General features: G+C 54.4%; 21 protein-coding genes and 1 pseudogene. 6 read left to right on the top strand and 16 right to left on the bottom strand.

The genetic code is table 11. The features are described 5' to 3' along the window. Positions 1–149 precede the first annotated feature (149 nt). Together ACT2B1_RS20410 and ACT2B1_RS20405 are read left to right on the top strand one after the other, a co-directional pair. Positions 150–1,250: an Acg family FMN-binding oxidoreductase gene (locus ACT2B1_RS20410; RefSeq protein ID WP_481669067.1), complete on the top strand. Its 1,101-nt coding sequence runs from the start codon at positions 150–152 to the stop codon at positions 1,248–1,250. Continuing rightward, positions 1,240–1,689 (top strand): MarR family winged helix-turn-helix transcriptional regulator, encoded by a 450-nt coding sequence (locus tag ACT2B1_RS20405; protein WP_171123457.1) that lies wholly within the window; start codon positions 1,240–1,242, stop codon positions 1,687–1,689. Before ACT2B1_RS20410 ends, ACT2B1_RS20405 begins: the two co-directional genes overlap by 11 nt. Positions 1,690–1,726: 37 nt before the next feature. On the opposite strand, the gene ACT2B1_RS20400 is transcribed toward ACT2B1_RS20405, so the two are convergent. The 14 genes and pseudogenes from ACT2B1_RS20400 to ACT2B1_RS20335 all read right to left on the bottom strand — a co-directional run bounded on the left by ACT2B1_RS20400 (position 1,727) and on the right by ACT2B1_RS20335 (position 14,859). Then, on the bottom strand, positions 1,727–2,494 hold the full coding sequence (locus ACT2B1_RS20400) for a hypothetical protein (RefSeq protein WP_371808205.1): 768 nt from the start codon (positions 2,492–2,494) through the stop codon (positions 1,727–1,729). A 44-nt stretch (positions 2,495–2,538) separates the two neighbouring features. Then, a complete protein-coding gene (locus ACT2B1_RS20395; RefSeq protein WP_481669066.1) occupies positions 2,539–3,711 on the bottom strand; it encodes an adenylate/guanylate cyclase domain-containing protein in 1,173 nt (390 codons plus the stop codon). Between the two features lie 124 nt (positions 3,712–3,835). After that, entirely contained in the window at positions 3,836–4,390 is a 555-nt protein-coding gene (locus ACT2B1_RS20390; RefSeq protein WP_171212949.1) for a CIA30 family protein, read from the bottom strand. Between the two features lie 11 nt (positions 4,391–4,401). After that, positions 4,402–4,854, bottom strand: a complete 453-nt coding sequence (locus ACT2B1_RS20385) for a TspO/MBR family protein (RefSeq protein WP_171123463.1) — start codon at positions 4,852–4,854, stop codon at positions 4,402–4,404. Positions 4,855–4,867: 13 nt separating this feature from the next. Continuing rightward, entirely contained in the window at positions 4,868–5,371 is a 504-nt protein-coding gene (locus ACT2B1_RS20380; RefSeq protein ID WP_171212948.1) for an aggregation factor core, read from the bottom strand. 136 nt (positions 5,372–5,507) lie between these two features. Then, the gene (locus ACT2B1_RS20375) at positions 5,508–5,891 is read right to left on the bottom strand and encodes a nuclear transport factor 2 family protein (RefSeq protein ID WP_171123467.1); all 384 of its coding nucleotides are present in this window, start codon (positions 5,889–5,891) and stop codon (positions 5,508–5,510) included. Positions 5,892–6,035: 144 nt separating this feature from the next. Next, the gene (locus ACT2B1_RS20370; RefSeq protein ID WP_481669065.1) at positions 6,036–6,392 is read right to left on the bottom strand and encodes a VOC family protein; all 357 of its coding nucleotides are present in this window, start codon (positions 6,390–6,392) and stop codon (positions 6,036–6,038) included. 46 nt (positions 6,393–6,438) lie between these two features. After that, a protein-coding gene (locus ACT2B1_RS20365) for an IS3 family transposase (RefSeq protein WP_480721046.1) occupies positions 6,439–7,565 on the bottom strand; the annotation gives its coding sequence in 2 pieces (ribosomal slippage) (positions 6,439–7,301 and positions 7,301–7,565; 1,128 coding nt in all). 96 nt (positions 7,566–7,661) lie between these two features. Continuing rightward, a pseudogene (locus tag ACT2B1_RS20360) lies at positions 7,662–7,751 on the bottom strand (IS5/IS1182 family transposase); the annotation flags it as partial. A gap of 350 nt (positions 7,752–8,101) precedes the next feature. Beyond that, the gene (locus ACT2B1_RS20355) at positions 8,102–8,782 is read right to left on the bottom strand and encodes an IS6 family transposase (protein ID WP_481669055.1); all 681 of its coding nucleotides are present in this window, start codon (positions 8,780–8,782) and stop codon (positions 8,102–8,104) included. A 372-nt stretch (positions 8,783–9,154) separates the two neighbouring features. Further along, complete coding sequence (locus ACT2B1_RS20350) at positions 9,155–10,258, bottom strand: glycine cleavage T C-terminal barrel domain-containing protein (protein ID WP_481669064.1); 1,104 nt, start codon at positions 10,256–10,258, stop codon at positions 9,155–9,157. A 103-nt stretch (positions 10,259–10,361) separates the two neighbouring features. Continuing rightward, a complete protein-coding gene (locus ACT2B1_RS20345; protein ID WP_481669063.1) occupies positions 10,362–11,939 on the bottom strand; it encodes an ABC transporter substrate-binding protein in 1,578 nt (525 codons plus the stop codon). Between the two features lie 120 nt (positions 11,940–12,059). Next, entirely contained in the window at positions 12,060–13,244 is a 1,185-nt protein-coding gene (locus ACT2B1_RS20340; protein ID WP_481669062.1) for an acetyl-CoA C-acyltransferase, read from the bottom strand. A 16-nt stretch (positions 13,245–13,260) separates the two neighbouring features. Continuing rightward, positions 13,261–14,859, bottom strand: a complete 1,599-nt coding sequence (locus tag ACT2B1_RS20335) for a fatty acid--CoA ligase (protein WP_481669061.1) — start codon at positions 14,857–14,859, stop codon at positions 13,261–13,263. Between the two features lie 194 nt (positions 14,860–15,053). On the opposite strand from ACT2B1_RS20335, the gene ACT2B1_RS20330 reads away from it, so the two are divergent. Genes ACT2B1_RS20330 through ACT2B1_RS20320 form a run of 3 tightly spaced genes read left to right on the top strand, consistent with a single transcriptional unit; the run spans position 15,054 to position 18,657 of the window. Next, positions 15,054–16,001, top strand: a complete 948-nt coding sequence (locus ACT2B1_RS20330; RefSeq protein WP_170418369.1) for an ABC transporter permease — start codon at positions 15,054–15,056, stop codon at positions 15,999–16,001. Further along, the gene (locus ACT2B1_RS20325) at positions 15,998–16,873 is read left to right on the top strand and encodes an ABC transporter permease (protein WP_481669060.1); all 876 of its coding nucleotides are present in this window, start codon (positions 15,998–16,000) and stop codon (positions 16,871–16,873) included. Before ACT2B1_RS20330 ends, ACT2B1_RS20325 begins: the two co-directional genes overlap by 4 nt. Then, complete coding sequence (locus ACT2B1_RS20320) at positions 16,870–18,657, top strand: ABC transporter ATP-binding protein (RefSeq protein ID WP_481669059.1); 1,788 nt, start codon at positions 16,870–16,872, stop codon at positions 18,655–18,657. The genes ACT2B1_RS20325 and ACT2B1_RS20320 overlap by 4 nt, the downstream gene beginning before the upstream one ends. A 7-nt stretch (positions 18,658–18,664) precedes the next feature. On the opposite strand, the gene ACT2B1_RS20315 is transcribed toward ACT2B1_RS20320, so the two are convergent. After that, positions 18,665–19,864, bottom strand: coding sequence for a serine hydrolase domain-containing protein (locus ACT2B1_RS20315; RefSeq protein ID WP_254451556.1), 1,200 nt, complete (start codon positions 19,862–19,864; stop codon positions 18,665–18,667). A gap of 108 nt (positions 19,865–19,972) precedes the next feature. Between ACT2B1_RS20315 and gcvA the strand changes: the two genes are divergently transcribed. After that, on the top strand, positions 19,973–20,902 hold the full coding sequence (gene gcvA / locus ACT2B1_RS20310) for a transcriptional regulator GcvA (protein ID WP_170570577.1): 930 nt from the start codon (positions 19,973–19,975) through the stop codon (positions 20,900–20,902). Here the strand turns inward: gcvA and ACT2B1_RS20305 are convergent. Further along, complete coding sequence (locus tag ACT2B1_RS20305) at positions 20,890–21,654, bottom strand: SDR family NAD(P)-dependent oxidoreductase (RefSeq protein ID WP_170724910.1); 765 nt, start codon at positions 21,652–21,654, stop codon at positions 20,890–20,892. The two genes, gcvA and ACT2B1_RS20305, sit on opposite strands and share 13 nt — an antisense overlap. Positions 21,655–21,844 lie beyond the last annotated feature (190 nt).

Below are 21,844 nucleotides of genomic sequence, written 5' to 3'. Positions count from 1 at the left end.
AACACCTGTCTAACACGGCAGTCTATCGTAGAGGCCGGCTGTTCTGATTTACTTTTTTCAGGTCACTCAACCAACCACTGCATCAATGGAGTTGAAATAGTACGATTTCGAATTATATTAGTTCGATATCGTACTACTGGAGACTCAAGATGCCAAATCGAAGACGTTTTCTCAAGATTCTAGGCGGAGGCACAATACTGGCGGCAACGGGCGCGGTTGGGTTCCTAGCGACACGCGCACCGCATGACGCGCTGGCTCCGTGGACGCCACAACCATATGACGACCCCCGCAAAGCCGCTTTGTCCTACGCGATTCTCGCCCCTAACCCGCACAACTTGCAACCTTGGCTGGTCGAGTTGGTTGGGCAAGACAAGGTGCGCATCCACCGTGATACAGATCGCGAGCTTCCGGAAACCGATCCTTACCACCGCCAGCTCTATATTGGCCTCGGCGCATTTGTTGAGACGATGGTCCTGGCGGCAGGTGCACAGGGATTTGATACCGAGGTCAAGTTACTGCCTGATGGGGATGACGGACCAATCGCAGAAGCAGTGTTTGTTTCTGGCGGAGCACCCGATCCACTATCAGATCAAATCCTCAAACGGCATTCCAACAAAGAACCGTACACTGAACAGCGGCTGTCCGAGACGGAAGTGTCGGTCCTTGAAAACTATGCCACTTTAATTTCCGATGAGGATCTAGTGGCCCGTGTTCGAGACCTCACGAAACGCGCATTTGAAATCGAAATGCGAACGCCGCAGACCCTGAAAGAATCCGTCGACCTCATGCGGATCGGGAAAGCAGAAATCAACGCCAACCCGGACGGGATTGAGTTACGCGATCCCATGCTGGAAACGCTGCGACTTACTGGCCTATTGGACAATGAGACCCTTATGAATGTTGACCACCCAGGCACTCAGTCTCACATGCGAGGCTACTTCGCTATGCTAGACGCGACGGCGCAATACGCAGTACTCACGACAGCTACAAACACGCGAAGCGATCAACTCGAAGCCGGACGTCAATTGATGCGTTTCTACCTGAAGACAACCGAAATGGGTCTGGGCGTGCATCCGGTCAGTCAGGCCCTTCAGGAATATCCCGAGATGGCCGATGAATACGATCTTGCGCATGAGCTTCTTGCGTCACCAGGCCACACGGTGCAAATGTTGTTGCGTTTGGGGTATGGGCCTGAACCAATTGCCACGCCCCGTTGGCCTCTGGAGACACGAATTCTGAATGAAGCCTGAAGATGAGACCAACGAAGTCTACCGGTTCTTCACCGAGGTCGGGATCATCAACCAGCTGATCTCGACCAAGCTTGAAGCGTTCTTACCTGGCAGAATGACCGCTACCCAGTTTGGCATATTGGGCCACCTGGTCCGGCGCCCCGAGGGGGAAACGCCACTACAGCTGTCGAACGCTTTTCAAGTGCCCAAGACGTCGATGACGCACATGCTCGCGAGCCTAGAAAATCATGCCCTGATTACCCTTGAAACCAACCCCGATGACAAGCGTTCGAAAATTGCCCGGTCCACGCCGCAAGGCGCGGAGTTTTTGAAAGCTTCTATGGAACGGATGTCTGAAGCCCTGGCTCCAGTTTTGTCCGAACTCGGGCCCGAACCGTTCCATAGGTCTTTACCCAATTTGACGCTCATACGTGAAACGCTAGACAACGAGCGCGACTAGCCGTAACCTGCATCGCCCCAAGCAAGCAGCCAAATTCTCAAAAGATCATACAATCCGCGCCCGGAGGCAGAGGCGGCGATCCTTCAGGCAAGGTGGGTGTGTAGTCAAATGTCACAATCTTCGCGCCACCGTCGAACGCCACGAACAGTTGGTTAGATCCCGGCCTAATGGCGATGCCTTCCGGGTCAGTTCCGAATTCCAACAGGCTTTGCTGGGCGAGCAGTTGGCCATCTGCCGTGAACTCATACAGGCTGTTTGACCCTTCCCAGTCATCAACGATCAACATGTGACCGGTTCGTGGGTCAATTGCGATGCCCTGTGCCTCGCTTAAGGGGGGAGAGAGCTTCATGGTATCCAACCTTGCCGTAAGGACGCCTTCTGAAGTGAACCAGGACAACCGTTCCGGATCATCTTCTACGGTCACGATCTGCCCCTTTGCATTGATCGCGATCCCTTCGGTATCCGCAAATCCACCTTCAAGTTCAAAGGGTGCTCCTAAAGTGACTCCTTCCTTCGTGACACGTTGGAGGCTGCCAAGACCGTCGCCTACCAACAAGTGATCTCCTTCGATAGCAATTGCCTTGATACGGAAGAGATCGCTGGATATGCGGCGCAACTCATCACCTTGCAATGTAACGAGAATGGCCTCGGGCCCCTCGTTGGCAATCCACAAGCCACAAAACGTTGGATCGTAGTCAAGGCTTGCCGGTTGGTTGAGCTCGTAGCGCCCAGTTTCGCGAAGCTCCAATGCCGTGGACGGAGAAGCCCCAGCGCAGATCAGTAAGGCAATGGTTCTTGCAAACACTCAGAATGCTCCCGGAAAGGTATGTTGTTTAAAAAAATACCTGATTATTGCGCCCCTTCAGTGAGAAAGAACAGCTCAATGGGCTGAGCAAGGCCACGTATTTCGTGATCCCCACAGCTAACGAACATGTTCGGTGAAGCACTTGCAACGGCTAACGTCGCCAACACTCTCTGACCAATTGATTTTGTTAAGTTTTCAATTCGGCTTGCGACGTTCACCGCACCACCCAAAACCGTAAAATCAAGCCTGCCGGGGCTGCCGATGTTACCGTAGCTGACCTGCCCAACGTTGATCCCAATTCCAATGTCCAAGGGCGGTTTTTGGAACTCGTCTCGTCTAGTGTTGAGAGCGTTCAAACCACTCAGCACACTCTGCGCTGCAAGAGCCGCCATTCTGCAACGGTCGGCATGGTTTTTTTGAGCTTCGATAGTGAAGATCGACAGGATGCCATCACCCATAAACTTGAGGACGTCTCCACCGTTGTCTTCCACGGCGTTGACCACCAGATCAAAATAGTCGCTGAGCGTGTCGAAGACTTCTTCTTCCGTAGAGGTTTCGGAAAATGCCGTAAAACCTCGCAGATCAGAGAACATAACCACGGCATCCAGAGTTGTTCGCTCACCGCGCTTGATGTTTCCGCTCCAGACTGCCTCGGAAGGCCCATCTCCTAAATAAGTTCGAAGTAGACCTTTAGACGATTTTCGCATCGTCACAGGTTCCAAGGCGCAAGAAAGGGTCGGTAAGACCGCTTCAATCAGCCTTAGATGTTCCGTCGAGAATCCATCCGGCGCCTGTGTAATGAACGTGCAACCATGCAGCGATCCATCACCATAATAAAGCAAAGTAGCGTAGTAGTCGGTGCCGCCTTGCTCTGCAAACTCCAAATAGGATGAATGCTCTGTTTCTGAGTCCAGTTGCTGAAGACTTTTGTGAAGCGGCTTTCTATTCGCCAGAATATACTCAAATGAGCTCCCAACATAACCATCCGTCAACGTCGTCTCATGGGTGACATCGTAGCTGTCGGTGCCGTTGGGCGTCCAAACCACGCCCCAAGCAATAAGCAATGGATTGGCAAAGCGTTGGCCAATGTTTACTCGCCACAGCGGAACTCCGGCTTCGACCAAGGAGGAACAAAAGTGTGACACCACTTTTACAGGATCGCCGGAGCTACGACCTTCTGTAATCATCCATTCGGTTAGTCGGGTGACTTCTTCCATGTACCCAAGTTAGTCGCTTGCAAAGGATGAGCAAAGGCTATTGGATTTGCATTGTCGCATGCTTTTTTGAGTCGCCTGATCTGGCTGGTTCAACGAAGATTGGAGCGTTGCACCCGGGCGACCTTCAGTAGAAACCAATCTCGCTGACATCTACGCTGGCCTCATGATCGTGCCCGAAGGCTACAACCCCAAATGAGGTTATTGCATCCGCATCGGGAATAGCGCGCAACATGGCACCTGAAGCCTTGAAGCCTGACAGAGGCAAATAGACTTCGGTCCAGTCTTCAGAAGTTGCGAACGCGGCCTGGTAGTATTGCCACGGAAGCACCGTGCCACGTGTTCTGAGGTGAACGAAGTATTGCTCGCCGTTCCCCCGTACCAATAGCTTGACGCCTGATACAGCCTCATCTAGTCGCTCAGACAACTTGCGTCGGAACTGGATGAAGCCCCCGTTGTTTTCTGTACTCACGGTTCCGGTCAGCCGCGCGAATGCAACATCACCTTCCGAACGAAACTGCACCTGTCCTGAGGAAACTCCTCCCATGACGGTGTCGGCAACGTAGTCCCAACGCGTCTCCGGAGACTTGGAAAAGTCTTCAGTCAGTTTTTCATCAGCCTGAGCCATTGTGCATCCGATGATAACAAAACCTGAAACAAGCCCGATGAAGTTTGCACGCATATTGTTCCTTGTCAGTTCAGTATCGCAATGGAGAGGTTCAGCGCCGTGGCAAATGCGACCCATGCAAAGTACGGCAGGAAAGCCAGTGCGGAAACCCGATCTGAATTCCTGACCCGAGCAATGAACATGACGATCACAGCCAACAACGCGACAATGATCACAAGGGCAAACCACGGCAGTTGCATTACGAAAAAGGCTGGCGACCACAAAAAGTTCAAACTCATCTGCGCCCACCACAGCTTCATGGCGGTCGAGCTTCGATCTGCTTCAAACTGACGCCAACCCGCCATGGCGATCAACACATAAAGCACCGTCCAAACCGGCCCAAAAATCCAATTTGGTGGATTGAAAGCCGGTTTAGAGAGCTGCGCATACCATTCGCCAGGTGCGGTCAGTGTTCCGATCAGAATGCCGCCTCCCAACATAAGCGCGAGGAATGCTATGCGGATCAACCAATTCGACATTGTAGGATGGCTTTCAGCAGTCCCTGGTCGTCACGTTTACAAGCGCGTCCGAAGAGAAGGTCGCAGTACTGGTCTCTTCCGCAACGGTATAGGACACCGTGGCGCCTTCGATCTCCGAGCCTGTAACAGTGATTTCGCGTTGCCCGATAGTATCATCGACATCGATGGTAAAGGCGAGTGTGTCCCCGGCTGCGAGGGAGGCGATTTCAAGTTCTATTGTATCTTGCCCGTCCACGACCGCTGGAATTTGCCGCAGAGCATCCGCACCCTCAACGAATTCGAGAGGCTGGAAGACCTCGACGCCCGCACCCTTTTCAGTAACGTCGAAAATCAGACGTCCCGCAGATTTCGACAAGTCAATTTTGAGGATCGAGGCTTCTACTTCGCAAGCTCCAACGTTTGTCAGAACAAAACGGTCCTTGGGTGCTCCTTCTATAAAGCGAATTTGTACACCGGCTTGAAGCGAAGTAGCTGCAAATAATCCAAGGGTCGCCGCGAGAATACTCTTCGGGAGCATATTTATCTCCTTGCTAAAGGGTTCTTGATAGATACGCTTCGGCGGGTTTCTTGGATCAGACTTATGCCCTCTGACTATCGTGGTTTAGCCGACAGGAGCTTTCAAAGCTCCATGCACCGCTGTCAGAACGGTTAAGTCAAAACATGCCATTGTCATTCTCGCTGTTTGCCGGAACCTCCTGAAGAACATCCCAGTGTTCGACAACCTTACCTTCAGCATCCAGGCGAAAAATATCGATACCTGCGTACTCGAGACCATCAGGCCAGATTTGGTGGCAATGCAGAACAACGTGGTCGTCTTCAGCAAACGCACGTTTGATATCCACACGCTTTCCCGGATATTCGGCGGCCATGCGCTCGAAATATTCGATAAACGCTTGCTTGCCGTCGCCAACATGCGGGTTGTGCTGCGTATAGGTATCACCAACAAAGATATCTATGGCTTCCGCAGGCCGACACTCATTGAACATCATTTCGTAGAAAGCAATGACATTCTTCTTGTTGGTTTCGAGGTCCAGCATGCTGATCTCCAATTCGACGCTTGTACCGCCCAAAAATGTTGGTCCGGGTAATTCTTGGAAGCAACCCAGTAATGATCTCGATCACTAATCGGCAAGAATTTACGAGTTTAGTTTTGCGTTCCGACTATTTCGAGTGGTTGTCCCTTACTCGATTTCTTCAAAGTCTATGTGAATGTGATTTCCATCAGGATCGGCCACATGGATTTGGACCATTCGGGCGCCCGGGACGTCAGTTTTGCGGTACTTGATCTGATTCGAGCTCAGTTTTTCTTCGAATGCGCTCAAGCCTGTGGCTGAGAGCGCAAAATGCTCGAGCTTGAGCTTCACTTCGGAGCCGACATTTGGCGTTCCCTCGTGACCAACAAGATGAACCACTGCGTGATCACCCGCATACAACCAAGCTCCGGGGAACGGAAAATCAGGGCGGGTCCCGAGTTTCAAACCCAGGACCTCTTCATACCAAGCAACCATGTCAGGCAACCTAGTCGTCACGATGTTCACATGATCCAGCCGTGAGCAGCCTCAACTGACTGGTCCAAGTTGATTGTTAGTGCATCATCGGCCTGTGATCCATCGGGATGATGGTTTCGGGCGCTGGCGGGCGGTAACCCAGAGCACTGTGGGGTCGTTTTGTGTTGTAGTGTTTTCTCCATTGTTCGATCAGGATTTGTGCTTCGCGCAAGCTGTAGAAGATCTCTCCGTTGAGTAGCTCATCCCTGAACCGGCCATTGAAGCTTTCACAATATCCGTTCTCCCATGGGCTGCCGGGTTCGATGTAAGCCGTCTTGGCGCCGACGGCAGCAATCCAGTCTCGGACAGCCTGGGCGACAAATTCCGGCCCATTGTCAGAACGTATGAAACTCGGCACGCCGCGAAGTATGAACAGATCCGTCAGAACGTCGATTACATCGGTCGAGTTCAGTTTCCGCTCGACCCTGATTGCCAAGCATTCCCTACTGTATTCATCAAGGATGTTCAGCGTTCGGAAGGCTTTTCCATCATCGGTTCGGCAATGGACGAAGTCATACGACCAAACATGGTTGCGAAACTCTGGCCGTAGCCGAACACACGACCCATCGTTCAGCCAGAGCCGTCCTTTCTTCGGTTGTTTCACTGGCACTTTCAGCCCCTCCCGTCGCCAAAGCCGTTCAATCCGCCCATCACTGACAGACCAGCCAGCCTCTCTCAGCAGTGCAGCGATCCTGCGATAGCCATATCGACCGTATTGACGGGTCAGCTCGATCATGTCGGCCACCAATCGGTCTTCGTCTGCGCGACCTTCTGGGACACGCCGTTGCGTGGACCGGTGTTGTCCAAGCACGCGGCAGGCGCGTCTCTCGGAAACGTTCAGATGGCTACGAACATGATCGATGCAGGCACGACGACGAGCGGGGCTCAGTAGTTTCCCTTTGCGGCTTCCGTCAGGATCAGTTTGTCCAGCGTCAGATCTGAAACCGCGCGTCTCAGTCGCTCGTTCTCTTTCTGAAGCCGCTTGAGTTCTTTCAACTGATCTACACCCATTCCACCGTACTTCTTTCTCCAGCGGTAATAGGTTTGTTCAACAACGCCGATCTGCCTGATCGCATCAAGACGGGACATGCCTTGCCCCATCAGAACTTCAACCTGCCGTAACTTCGAGACAATCTCTTCGGGCTTTGGTCTCTTGTTTGCCATTCGTGGTCCTCCGTTTCCTAAACATAACGGTGGACCAGTTCAGTGGGGGAGGCTCAGTATGTCTACACCACTGTGAGTTAGGGTCGGGACATACAACTAATAGATGACGGTTGCCGCGAGGGCGATTACGGAGTGGAAGACTCTGGGACAGCGATCATTATGTATCGACACGCGCCTCCAGTCCTTGCACCCCGGGTAGTCTGGTATTCGTTCTGGGTTTGGCCCGAATCCCACATTGTCGACTTCTCACGCCGAATTCACTGGTTTGCATGATGTCCACAAAATAAGCCGCTGGAAAATGGAGCGGTGTTCTGCCTTAACCTCTTGCTGATCACGGTTAGGGCACGTTGTTTCTGGCGCAAAAGAACACAGCCTAAGGCATTACATCTTCAGGATATTGGGCGTCTTTGAACGAAATCATGAACATATTTGTGGTTAATAAATTCCGGATGTAATTCACCGGTATGTGGAAGCAGCATCAACAGTATCTGTTGCGAAGTTTTGACTGGCGACAGCGATAGCATTGTACCGGCGGGTTAAGCGGCCAGCTCTGCAAATTGACGAAACGGACAGACTCCGGGCGTGATTTGACCTTTGCGGATCATGTGTGCCACTTCGATTCCGTCGAGGGTTGCTGCCGCTGAAGCGAACGCCTTGAACCCTAGCATTGGCCGGATGCGTCTTTTGATGAAACGATGGTCTTGTTCCACGATGTTGTTCAGGTATTTCCGCCTCACCATCTCAATCGGGATCGGGCAGCCAAAGCTTTTCAGCATTTTGTTGATCGCCTTGATACCAGCTGTGTTGGCTCCGCTTTTGTCGATGACAATCTTTCGCGGTAGACCATTGACCTCCAACATCCGGGCGAAGAATTTGGTGGCGGCAGGCTTGTTCCGACGGTTTGAAAGCATGAAATCAAGCGTTTTGCCGTGTTTGTCGACCGCTCGGTAGAGGTAAACCCATGATCCCTTTACTTTAATATACGTTTCATCCATTCGCCAGGAGCGGTCGCATTTGCCTTTGCGGCGGCGTGCTGTTTCAGCGATTGCGCAAGAGTATCGTGTCACCCAGCGGTTCAGCGTGGTGTGATCGACGGAAACACCTCGCTCTGCCATGATCTCTTCCAGATCGCGGTAGGAAACGCCGTATCGAACGTAGAAGAATACTGCGAATAGGATCACATCTTTCGGATACTGGGCACCTTTGAAGGAAATCATGAGCGGGCTTTCGACTTGACACGACCGACAGTCATTCACTCGGTAATTCCGAAAGCGTCAATGGCCGAAAGTTTGCAACGGAACCGTCAAGATGTCCGTTAGGGCCGCAATCGGTATTTGGTACCGACTCGGGCAGAAGGGTTTGTGATACGATCCCGCACCGAACCGGAATCCACACCTGTATCTTCGGTGGACCGTTGCAGCAGTAATTTATTGATGTTCCCACCAAATCACCCAATTCTGATTACAAGGCAGACCTCCGCGGCCAGTGAAGCCGCAAGCCCATCCGGCCCGGACCTCACAAAAAGTACATCGGTGCGTTGAATAATCGGAATTTGCCGTTCCGATTTAGTGACCAGGTCCGTCGTGCTCTCAGAGAAAAGGCAACTCGCAAAGCGTTCCGCCAACCGGTCCAGCGACACGTTTTACCATGACCCTGTCGCCGGGTTCGGCATCGACCGAGACCAGAGCAAAGCCGATATTCTTTTTCATCCGGAAAGACCAGGCGCACGTCGTCAAATCACCAATTTTTACCCCCCCTTTCTCTATGTTGTTCCAAGTGAATTCTGGATTTGCAGGACTGCCAGCGTCCAGCACAACCCCCAACTGATGCCGTTTCGGCCCCTCATCCGCAATACGGCGCAGCGCATCGATCCCAATCGTGTCGTCAGGCACATGCAAGTCCACATATTTGCCCATGCGGACTTCGTAGGGATTGGTCTGTCCATCGGTGTCGCCTCCATAGGAAACGAGACCGCTCTCGACTCGCTCACTCCAGTTGGGGTTCCCTGGACCAATACCGTGTGGCTGGCCGGCCTCTTTGACGATGTTCCAGAGTGCAGTGCCTTTGGCACTATCCATCAGGTAAATCTCGAACCCACCTTGTTTGGACCAGCCCGACCGGGCGACGGCGACCGGAATACCGTCAATTTCGGTTTCCCGGAACCAGAAGTATTTCAGGTCTCGCACCCAATCACCAAAGATCGAGGCAACCACAGTTTCCGCCTTGGGACCCTGCACGGCCAGAGGTGAGACATCAGGCTCACTGACTTCCACATCCAATCCGCGCTCTCGTGCGACGGCTTCGGCCCAGAACCAGATATTGCTGTCCGCGATAGACAGCCAGTAGCGGTCTTGGTCCAGCTTCAGTAGGATTGGATCGTTGATAAGCACGCCATGGTGGTTGCAAAGTGGAACATACTTGCCTTGGCCCATCTTGCATTTTGACAGGTCTCGCGGCGCAAGGATTTGCGCCAGACGCCCGGCATCTGGGCCCTTTAGCTGCACTTGCCGCTCTACCGCAACATCCCACATCGAGACATCGTTGATGATGCGCCAGTACTCCTCCTCTGGGCTGCCATAGGAGGTCGGCATCAACATGTGATTGTAAGTTGTCATGGCACACACACCATCGGCCAAGGTGGCCTCATAGAAGGGTGATGTGCGCAGACGCGTGGACGGAGAAATAGAGAACATGGCTTGATCGCGATTTAAGGGAGACAAGAGAAGGCCGCCGGTCCGGGTGGAACCGGCGACCCAAGGTCAGTTGACTGGTGCCACTGACGGGGAGAAAGCAGCCTTAGGTAAGCCAGATATTACGTAGAGTCTGACCAAACCCACCAAGAGTTCCAACCGGATGGGGTGTGTACCCCATGACGTTTTCTGCTGTTGCCTCAAGTTGGTTCTGGAACACGGCGTTCACAAAGCCGCCATCGTCGTTCATCATATGCAACATGTCGCAATACATCTGCGCGCGTTTTGCCTCATCCAATTCGGCGCGGGCCGCCAGGATCATGGAATCGAATTCGTCAGATCCCCACATGGTCTCGTTCCAACTGCCACCCTTCATGTGAGCGATGGTCAGGAAGGCATCGACAGTAGGTCGAGCGTTCCAGCCCGACATGGTCATTGGTTTCTGCATCCAGGTGTGGGTCCAGTACCCGTCCGATGGGGTTTTTATCACATTTACATCTACCGCTCCCTTTGCAGATTGCTGGAAAGTCAAGGCAATGTCGTTTGCCGAATTCCCAGCAGTCTCGGACGTATGGAGGTCGAAGCCCGAAACCCCTGCCTTGTCGAAGTAGAACTTTGCCTTGTCGGGATCGTATTCGGCAGGCTTTACGTCCGGGCACCAGTACTTGTAGGTCGGGCCAATCGGTGTGTCTGCTGAAATAGTACCTATTCCCTTGAACACCTGGTTCAAAACAAGTTCACGGTCCAACGCGTGTTTGACACCTTTACGGAAATTCGCGTCATTTGTCGGAGCGCGGTCCACCATCATCACCATGTTGGTAAACGAACCAGTCGGTGTATTGTGAAGCGTCACAGCGTCGTTGGAGTTGAGCTGATCAACAGCGAAGGCCGGAACGTCGTATACGGAGTCTACATCCCCCGCTAACAACGCGCTCAACATTGCGTTTGCGTCCGGAACAGGGATGAAATCCAAGCCATCTAGGTAAGGCTTACCGTCCTCATAGTAGTTTTCGAAACGTTCGAAAACCACTCGCTCGCCGGGAATGAATTCCATCACCTTGAACGGGCCGGAGCCAATTGCATTCGTGAAATCGCTGTGCCCGGCTGGATGGATGGACAGATGGTAGTCTGACATGATCACCGGCAGGTCTGCATTGCCCGAGGACAAGGTGATCTTTACGGTCATAGCATCGGGTGCATCGATTGCAGTGACTGTCGAAAGCAGAGCCTTGGCAGGCGATTCCGAACCCTCGGCAATGTGGCGCGACAGGCTTTCGACTACATCGGCTGAGGTGACGTTCTGACCGTTTTGGAAAACTAGGCCATCGCGCAACTTGAATGTCCATTCGGTAGCTGCATCGTTGACACTCCATTCCTCTGCAGCGTCGCCTTCGACCTCAAGCGAGGGTAGCAAACGAGTCAATCGCTGGTAGACGCAATTGCCGTAGACTGCATCCGAAGTATCCGTCATCCTGACGGGCTCTAGGGTATCATCGGTGTTGCCCTGCGCGATCCGCAGCCAACCACCGCGTGTTGGCGACTGAGCGTATGCGGGACCTGCCTGGGCAAGAATGCCGCTGGCTGTGGGCACCAATAAACCAAAAGCGCCTGCGCGTTTGAAAAAACCGCGACGACTGAGCGATCCCGCCTTATATTGGCGTACCAAGCTATCGATGTCGGACATTTTTTCCTCCCAGATGACCGATGCGGGTTGCACCCGCTGTTCATCGAAGTTTGAGCGGACGGCACCCGGTACACAAACAACCGATTCCATGACATTGCCATAACTGAGGTTATGGAAATGTCAGCAGACTTCGAAAAGCCCGGCTGCACCCATACCACCGCCGACGCACATGGTGACGACAACATACCGAACCCCGCGCCGCTTCGCCTCAATCAACGCGTGGCCAACCAACCGGGAGCCAGTCATTCCATAGGGGTGACCGACGGAAATCGCGCCGCCATTCACGTTTAGCCTTTCGGGGTCAATACCCAGCTGATCCCGGCAGGGAATGGCCTGGGCTGCGAATGCCTCGTTCAATTCCCAAAGACCAACGTCATCCACTTTCAATCCGGCACGCTCCAGTAGCTTCGGAACAGCATAAACTGGTCCCATGCCCATCTCCTCCGGAGCGCAACCTGCCACAGCAAGGCCCCGGTATACGCCTAGTGGAGCGAAGCCGCGCCGTTCGGCCATACGGGCCGACATCAGCACACAGGCCGATGCCCCGTCGGCCAATTGGCTCGCGTTTCCTGCGGTCACGACACCGGCTTCAACAACCGGCTTCAGCCCCGCAAGCGTTTCGATTGTCGTTCCCGGCCGGTTGCCTTCGTCTTGCCTAATCGTAACGGTTTCTTCGGTAATTTCGCCAGATTCGCGGTTTTTGACCAGCTTGGTCGCTGTTACAGGTACGATTTCATCGTCGAATGCCCCTGCAGCCTGGGCGGCGACAGTGCGCGTTTGCGACAGTGCCGCGAATTCATCCTGTGCCTCACGAGTTACCCCGTGCAGTCGCGCTACATTTTCGGCGGTTACAAGCATCGGCATATACGCGTGCTCTGAGGCTTGGACTACGGCTGGGTCTTTTTCGTCCATGACCCAGTCGAAATACCTGGCCTGCACCGCGGAAATATTCTCTTGTCCTCCCGCCACGACAATGCCCATTCCGTCGACCGAAATCTGTTTTGCCGCTGTGGCAACGGCCATCAGGCCCGAGGCACATTGACGATCGAGAGTTTGGGCTGCCGCCGTTGCCGGGAGACCACCTGCAAGCGCTGCCAGGCGGGCGATGTTCAGGCCGGCAGTCCCAGCGGTCAGGACCGATCCCAGCACCACATCTTCTACCTCTGCTGGATCGATACCGGCCCGACTGACGGCGGCTCGTATGGCGTATCCAGCGAGTGTCGGCGACTTCGAGTTATTGAAGGCACCCTTGAATGCCGACCCTATGGGTGTTCGAGCGGTTGATACGACAACGACATCTTTCATATCACGAACCTTCCTATTAGATGAACCGGGCCCTAAGGGCCTTCTTGTCCAGCTTGCCAACCGACGTTCTTGGCAAGCTGTCGGTAAACTCAATCCGGTCTGGGATCGCCCATTTCGAAATCGCCCCTTGGTCCACCGCCACATCGAACGCCATACGAAGACGGTCGTAGGTTTTTTCGGTTTCATCACAGCAGGTAACAATCAGCATAGGGCGTTCCCCCCATTTCGTGTCTGGAACGCCAATGGCGGCCGCTTCACTCACACCTTCAACGGTGCTCGCGAGGTTTTCCAGTTCAAGCGAAGACACCCATTCGCCTCCGGTCTTGATCACATCTTTAACCCGGTCGGTGATCCGCAACGTGCCCGTTTCGTCGATGAACCCGACATCTCCAGTATGCAGCCAGCCGCCTTGCCAAAGTGCCCCCGTCCCGGCCTCGTTTTTCAGATAACCTTGAGTTAGCCAGGGCGCGCGCGCCACAATTTCTCCCGTCGTCCTTCCATCGCGAGGGGCATCGTTCATATCCCCATCAACCACACGGATTTGCACAAATGGCGCGGGTTTTCCTGTTGCAATCCGAGCACTCAGCGGTGTTTGCGGGTCCCGCGTGGCCATCATGTCCGCCACTGTTAGGAACGGACAGGTCTCTGACATGCCATAGGCAGCGTGCACGTCAACTCCGTGCTCTAATGCCTGCCTTGCCAGACCTTCGGACAGAGCAGAACCGCCTATGATGACCTTCCAGTTGCTGAGATCTGTTTGCGCGACTTCAGATGCATTCAGAAGCATCGCAAGTATCGTCGGTACACAATGCGAGAACGTAACACCGTGCTTTTCGATTAGCCCCAACAGGCGGGCGGGATCGTAACGACCAGGATAGACTTGTTTAAGGCCCATCAATGTGGCGACATAGGGTATGCCCCAACCATGCACATGAAACAGCGGGGTTATCGGCATGTAGACATCGCTTCGGTTCAGCCCGCCGCCTGGTACCGGGCCTAATCCGGCCGCGACCGCCATTGTGTGCAAAACCAGTTGGCGCTGGGAGTAGCTGACCCCCTTGGGATCACCTGTGGTACCGGTCGTGTAGAAAAGCGTCGCTCGGATATTCTCGTCAAAATCCGGGAATTCTTGCTCCGGTTCGCACTGCTGCAGCAGGGCCTCGTACTCGCCTTCCGAGGACTCCACCTCGGGGAACACCCCATCGTCGCTGAGGATTACCAACCGCCAAGGCCGCTCGATCCGCTCAGAGATCTCGAGTAGAAGTGGCAAAAAGTCGACGTGGCACAGGATTACGTCGTCCTCTGCATGGTTGATCGTGTAGAGGATCTGATCCGGCGACAATCGGATGTTCACGGTATGCAGCGTGGCCCCGATCATCGGAATAGCAAAGAAACACTCGAGATACCGATGGCTGTCCCAATCCAGAACGGCCACAACGCTACCCTCACCCACGCCAAGTGAGCGCAACGCCCCTGCAGCCTGGCCGACGCGCCTGGCAAAAGTGCGGTAGTCATACCGCTTCGTATCGGCGTGTACGATCTCCTGATCTGGCGTGTTTGCCAGCGGCGTGGCGAGGATTTGCTTGATCAACAATGGGTAGGAATAGGCAGTCATGGGCATCTCCGATCGCCCCAGTCTTTGCGTTCTCCAGCCCTGCGGAACAAACAACAAAATCTCGGTCTTTGCCCAAACAAAAGAATACACATGCCTTTGCTATAACCAAAACGACCCCAATCTGGTCGCTATGGTTGTTTGTCTCGCTTCAAGCTTGCGCCGAATATGCCGGAAGCCTTGAAGGGAGGACCAAGGTGTACCGAATTATTCTGACCCGCCTGGCTCAGGGTTTACTAACCTTGCTCCTTGCTTCCATCATTATCTTCGGCGCGACGGAAATCCTTCCGGGCGACGTTGCTGAAGCCATTCTAGGACAAAGCCGCACCGAAGAATCGCTTACCGCGCTTCGCGAAGAGATGGGACTCAACCGCCCTGCAGTAGTGCGTTATCTCGATTGGCTGGGCGGTATGATTCAAGGGGATCTGGGGACATCATTGGCCACCAAGCGACCTGTGGCTGACATGATAGAAAGCCGTATGTGGAACACTCTGCGGCTTGCGCTTTTGGCAGCGGCAATCTCGGTTCCGATGTCTTTGGCTCTTGGCCTTTGGTCCGCGATGCGCGCCGGTGGCCGGATCGACAAAACTCTTGCCATGACCACACTTGCGTTGATTGCAGTGCCTGAATTCTTCATTGGTCTCATTCTGATGAAAGTTTTTGCAGTCGAACTAAAGTGGCTCTCCGCGTCAGCCAACACGCGGCCCTACTTTGATTTCTGGCAGAATTTCCGGGCCTTGGCTCTCCCCGTAGCCACCCTCAGTTTTGCCGTTCTGGCGCACATGATGCGGATGACACGTTCGTCCGTCATCAACATCTTCACCTCCCCATACTTGGAGATGGCAGCACTCAAGGGCTTGCCCAAGCGTAGGCTGGTTTTGCGCCACGCGCTGCCTAACGCGCTGTCGCCGATCTTCACGGTTATTGCACTTAATCTGAGTTACATGGTGTCCGGTGTCATTATCGTTGAAACCGTGTTTGGCGTACCCGGCTTAACGCGGCTTCTGGTCGACGGTGTCACTCTGAGGGACATTCCACTCATCCAGGCCTGTGCAATGATTTTTGGCACTGTCTATATCCTTCTGAATCTACTGGCCGACGTCCTGTCCATCATGGCGAACCCGCGCTTAAGGTACCCAAAATGAGCGAAGCAACCGATATCCCCACTCCCCGGGCCTCCGTCTTTGCGGGCCTGCGCCTGACCTGGACTGCAGGTATTGCCGGCGCGGTGCTGCTGTTCTGGCTCATCCTTGCGTTTTTTGGGCCATGGATCGCACCCCATGGTGAAGCCGAAATCATCTCAGGCCAGACCTTTGCACCGATAGGCGAAGGCGGTTTGCTGGGTACTGACAAGCTGGGACGAGATGTATTGTCCCGCCTGATCTATGGAGTACGTACAACGCTGTTGCTGGCACTTGTCACCACCATGATCTCTTTTTTATTCGGCGTCGCACTCGGTTTTGCCGCCGCGATTCTGAGAGGCTGGTTCGATATCGTAGTAAGCCGCGTTGTCGAGGCATTCATGGCTTTCCCCTCCACCCTATTGGCTTTGGTTGTCATAGGCGCCTTCGGTACTTCTATCACAGTGCTTGTTCTGACTGTTGGGTTGGTCCTCTCGACCAGCGTATTCCGTGTCTCTCGAGCACTTGGCTATGACATCGGCGTTATGGATTTTGTCGAGGCTGCCCGTGCGCGGGGCGAAGGCACCTGGTGGATTCTGACACGTGAGATCTTACCCAATTCCATGGCCCCCTTGATTGCCGAGTTTGGCCTTCGATTCACCTTTTCGATCCTGTTCCTTTCGGGCCTGTCGTTTCTTGGCCTAGGAGTGCATGAACCTGCGGCCGACTGGGGGCTCATGGTGCAGGAAAACGTGGGGGGGCTGTTCCTCGGTTCGTCCGCAGCGCTTATACCAGCTGCATGCATTGCCTCCTTGACCGTTTCCATGAACCTGCTTGTTGACTGGTTCCAACAGCGCCAGCAAGGCGAAACTGTTCTGGAGAAGATCGACCAATGACCGACATTCTGACCATCAAGGACCTGCGCGTCGAGGGACGCCCCCCAGGCGGTAACTATGTGCCAATTGTCAAGGGCGTGTCCATGAGCGTCGCCGAGGGCGAAGTGTTGGCACTCATTGGCGAAAGCGGCTCGGGCAAATCTACAATCTCTCTGGCATCAATGGGTTTTGCCCGCCCCGGATGTCGCATCTCAGGGGGTGAAGTCTGGCTGAACGGACGGGACATTATGAAATTGCCCCCACGCGACCGCCACAGCTTGCGCGGGGACGAAGTGTCTTACGTGGCACAATCGGCGGCAGCCAGCTTCAACCCTGCGCTTAGGATCGGCAAGCAAGTTATCGAGGCACCTCTTTGGCATGGCACCGGAGATGCCGAAACTCTGACCGCGAATGCAATAGAGCTTTACCGCAAACTTGACTTGCCCGCCGCGGAAACCGTCGGCGACAAGTTTCCACATCAGGTTTCGGGCGGTCAGTTGCAGCGCTTGATGGCTGCAATGGCCATGTCCTGTGGACCCGACCTTCTGATACTCGACGAACCCACCACTGCGCTTGACGTAACGACCCAGATCGAGGTGCTGAAAGCCTTTAAGGACATTATCCGCGATCAGGGTACCGCCGCGATTTATGTCACACATGATCTCGCCGTAGTCTCGCAGGTGGCTGACCGAATTCTAGTGCTAAAAAACGGCGAGATGGTCGAGGAAGGCACAACGGATCAGATCTTGCATCACCCACAGCACGAGTACACTCGCACACTGATGGAGGCTGTCCGTCCTGCTCCACACTTGGTGGATCACGTGGAGACAGATCTGGCTCAGAGGCCGGTGATTTCGGCACGGAACGTGACTGCGGGTTATGGCGCTCTGACCATTCTCTCTGATGTATCCGTCGATGTACCTGCCGCTTCGGTCGTGGGCGTAATTGGCGAAAGTGGTTGTGGAAAAAGCACACTTGCCCGAGTTGTTGCGGGCCTCACACCGTTAAAGGGCGGAGAAGTCCAACTCGATGGCAATACCGCCGCTCCAGCAGTGAAGGATCGGTCGATTGAAACGCTCAAGGATTGCCAGATCGTCTTTCAAATGGCTGACACGGCGCTAAATCCTCGGCAACGGATCAGCGATATCCTGGGCCGTCCGCTGGAATTCTATCTGAACCTCAAGGGGCGCGCACGCGCGCAGAAGGTCGGCGACCTCTTGGAACTGGTCGATCTTCCTCGCGATTTCGCCTCCCGATATCCCGGAGAGCTGTCTGGTGGGCAAAAGCAACGCATTAATCTCGCTCGCGCGCTTGCCGCCGAGCCCAAGGTGATCCTTTGTGACGAGGTGACTTCGGCGCTGGACACCGTGGTGGCCGCAGGTGTGATCGAACTCCTGAAATCGCTGAAGGACAAACTGGGCGTCGCCTACATGTTCATCAGTCACGATCTTTCCACCGTAGCTTCTTTCGCCGATGAGGTGGTTGTACTGTATGCCGGACGTGTCGTCGAAAAGGGACCATCAAAAGCGGTTTTTCGCCCGCCTTTTCACCCCTACACAAAGCTGTTGCTATCTTCGGTGCCCGAGATGCGCCAAGGCTGGCTGGAAGGCGTGGCAGATACAAGCGAGGCAAAGGCGGCTAGTGCTGGCAGCGTCGAAATCGGTGCGCGGGGCTGCCCCTTCGCCAACCGCTGCACCCATATCATTGCGGGAACATGTGATACTCGGACTCCACCTTTGCTTGACCTACCCGGTGGATTGAGCATCGCTTGCCATTTGACCCAGACGAACCTGCCCCTAGGCTGACGTCGCCTCAGTCCACCAGCGCCTGGTAACTCAGAACTCTCAGCTCACGGCGCAGAGTATAGGCGCTCGAAGGAATTAGCTGCGTCATAAGTATCACAGTCATCTCCTCGATCGGGTCCACCCAAAAGGCGGTCGAGGCCATACCGCCCCAGGCAAATTCACCGGGTGAGCCGATGATCTTGGCCCGCGCCGGGTCTAACATCACCGACACACCGAGTCCGAAGCCAACCCCCTCAAAGGTAGTTTCGCTGAAATGAGCCTGTCCCCGGCTCGCCAAATCGCCGCCCATGTGATTGCATACCATTAGATCAAAAGCCTTGCGCCCCAATAACCTGCCTCCGTCACATCTGCCGCGCCGAAGAAGCATCGTTGCAAAACGCTGGTAGTCGTCCATTGTGGAGAGCAGCCCACCGCCCCCGCTTTCCAAGGTAACCGGCGCAATGAAACCTTGCTGATCATCAGAAGCAACAAAGCCGCCTGGCGCGCGGTCATAGAGCGTGGCCAAGCGGCCAGACTTATCGGCCGATACGGCGAAGCCTGTGTCCACCATTCCGAGCGGATCAAAGATCCGTGTCTTAAGAAATTCTCCGAGAGTCTGACCACTGATAACCTCGATCAAATGGCCGAGAACATCCGTCGAAAGGCCATAAAACCAACGGTCACCCGGCTGAAAGGCCAAGGGAAAACTGGCTAGCACTTCAACAGCTTCCGCCATCGTCGTAAGACCTCTGTCAAAATCGAGACCGCTATCCGAAAGGGCACGCTCCAGCTCGTTTCCCTGCGGATCACCATAGACGATCCCCGCCTGGTGTGTGAGAAGATCATGGATTGTAATACCCCGGTCAGCTGGCTCGGTCTCGTTCAGAGCGTGACCAGGACCCTTCCAGACCTGCGGGTTTGAGAAACCTGGGAGAAAGTCGCAAACGGGCTGATCCAGTTGAAACGCCCCTTCTTCGTAGAGCATAAGCAGGGCGAGCGAGGTCACAGGTTTGGTCATCGAATAAATGCGCCAAATAGTATCAGGTAATACAGGCCGCTTCGACTTTGCATCGGCAAATCCCGCACGCTCCGAAAAACATATCTTTCCCCGGCGAGATATTTGCACAGCCAGACCAGAAAGGCGTCCGTCATGCACATGGGCGTTCATCCAATTGGTGATGCGCGACAGCTTAATCGGGTCTAATCCCAAGGTATCTTCTGGTTGCAAGTCGTCAGCTCCATATTGTCTCAACGTCAATCTGCACCGAGATTCTCTTGGCGTTCAAGCGATGGATAATCTATCTATAACCTAACTGAAATTATGCTTGAGTTGGCCATGAGCACACGGCGACTTCCCCACCTGACCTGGCTGCGCGCATTCGAAGCGTCGGCCAGGCATCTGAGCTTTACCCATGCGGCGCAGGAACTGAACCTGACACAAGCAGCGATCAGCAAACAAGTGAAATTGCTGGAGCATTACTTGCGCGAGCCGCTCTTTGAGCGCAAACCCAGAAGTCTGGTCCTGACCAAAGTGGGCGCCGCCTATCTACCGAAGGTCAGAGACGGCTTTGAACGCCTGGCCGCGGGAACCGAGGAAGTGTTTGGCCTGCGGCGCTCCGAAGTCCTGACCGTGCGGGCGCCGGTCGGGTATTCAGTTAACTGGATCGCGCCGCGACTTCAGGGATTCTTTGACCGCCACCCGGACACTGAAGTGCGTCTGGTCTCAAGTGTATGGGGAGATCAGTTCGACAATGAGCGGTTTGATCTCGATATCCAATACGGCACAGGGAAGTGGCCAGGATACAAAGCCGACCGGTTAACTTGGGAGGTGATCAAACCGGTTTGCTCTCCAATTTTGCTTGAGGGTTCCAAAGCGATCCGCAAACCAGATGATCTTGCCCACCATCGCCTGCTACACGTGCTCGGTTACGAGGAGGGTTGGGCTGACTGGTTGCGTTATGCAAAGGCAAGCGGTGTCAACTCGGGCCAGGGGTTACAGTTCGACACCTCGCTGCTTGCTTTCGAGTTTGCCTCTCGTGGTGGCGGTGTAGCTTTAGCACGGTCCTCAATGTGCGGCGTCGAGATCGAGCGCGGACGACTTGTTGAACCCTTCGAGCTCGAAGCGCCCCTGCAGGAGGCTTTCTACTTGATCGCACCGGAAGCGGATCGCGACCATCCTGATGCCCAAAATTTTCGCGAGTGGCTGATCGAGACGTCAGAAAACGACCTCGAAAACAAGCGCATTCGAGAGACCTATCCGGCTTGAAGCCGCACGCCTGCGTCAAGACGAATGGTCTCGCCGTTCAACATAGGGTTTTGGATGATGTTAACGGCAAGGCGCCCAAATTCCGCGGGCTCGCCAAACCTGTTTGGAAACATCCGGCCATCTAGCATCCCGTCGATTACCTCCTGCGGAATATGATCAGCGATCGGAGTGCGAAATAATCCGGGCGCAATTGTCATGACCCGCACTCCGCGGGGCATGAATTCACGGGCGGCCTGCAATGTCAGACTGGCAATCGCGCCCTTTGAAGCCACATAAGCCCCCTGCCCAATTTGACCCTCGATTGAAGTAATCGAGCCTGTGTTGATGATAATCCCGCGCTCGCCATCTTGATTGAGCGGCTCCTGCTGCATCATCCGGGCTGCGCATTTCGTCATGACGCTGACGGTTCCCATCAGGTTGACGTTGATCACCCTCGCGAAAGCTTCCATATCAACTGGACCGTCCCGTCCGACAAGTCGCATACCGCCGGGGATGCCCGCACAGTTGACAACTATGCGAATTGGTCCGCTCCGGTCTTCGGCCAGATCCAAAGCGGCCTCGACCGCAGAACTGTTGATAACATCACAACCTATGCCAAGCGCGCCGATTTCCGCTGCCGCGTTTTTTACCCGAACTTCATCGAGGTCCAGCAAGGTAACTCGTGCTCCGGCTTTGCTGAGCGCCTGTGCAGTAGCAAGCCCCAGTCCTGATCCTGCCCCGGTCACGATCGCAGATAGTCCTTCAATATCCATGCGTGATAATCTCCGTTTGTTCAAAACTTCTTAACCCAGAACCAGAAGGTAAACATCGAAGTTCTATTTACCCTTTGGCCAACCAAAAATCATTTTGCCTCCGCGTGCAGTGCAATACGTCGGGACGGTCGGGTCACAAACCTGCGCTGTTGTTTCGAACAATTGCTCCGCGATAAGCGACTTCGAGCGG

Source organism: Ruegeria sp. S263 (assembly GCF_056780525.1).
The sequence above is the reverse complement of the archived record's forward strand: the minus strand, read 5'-3'. Positions and strand labels throughout refer to the sequence as shown.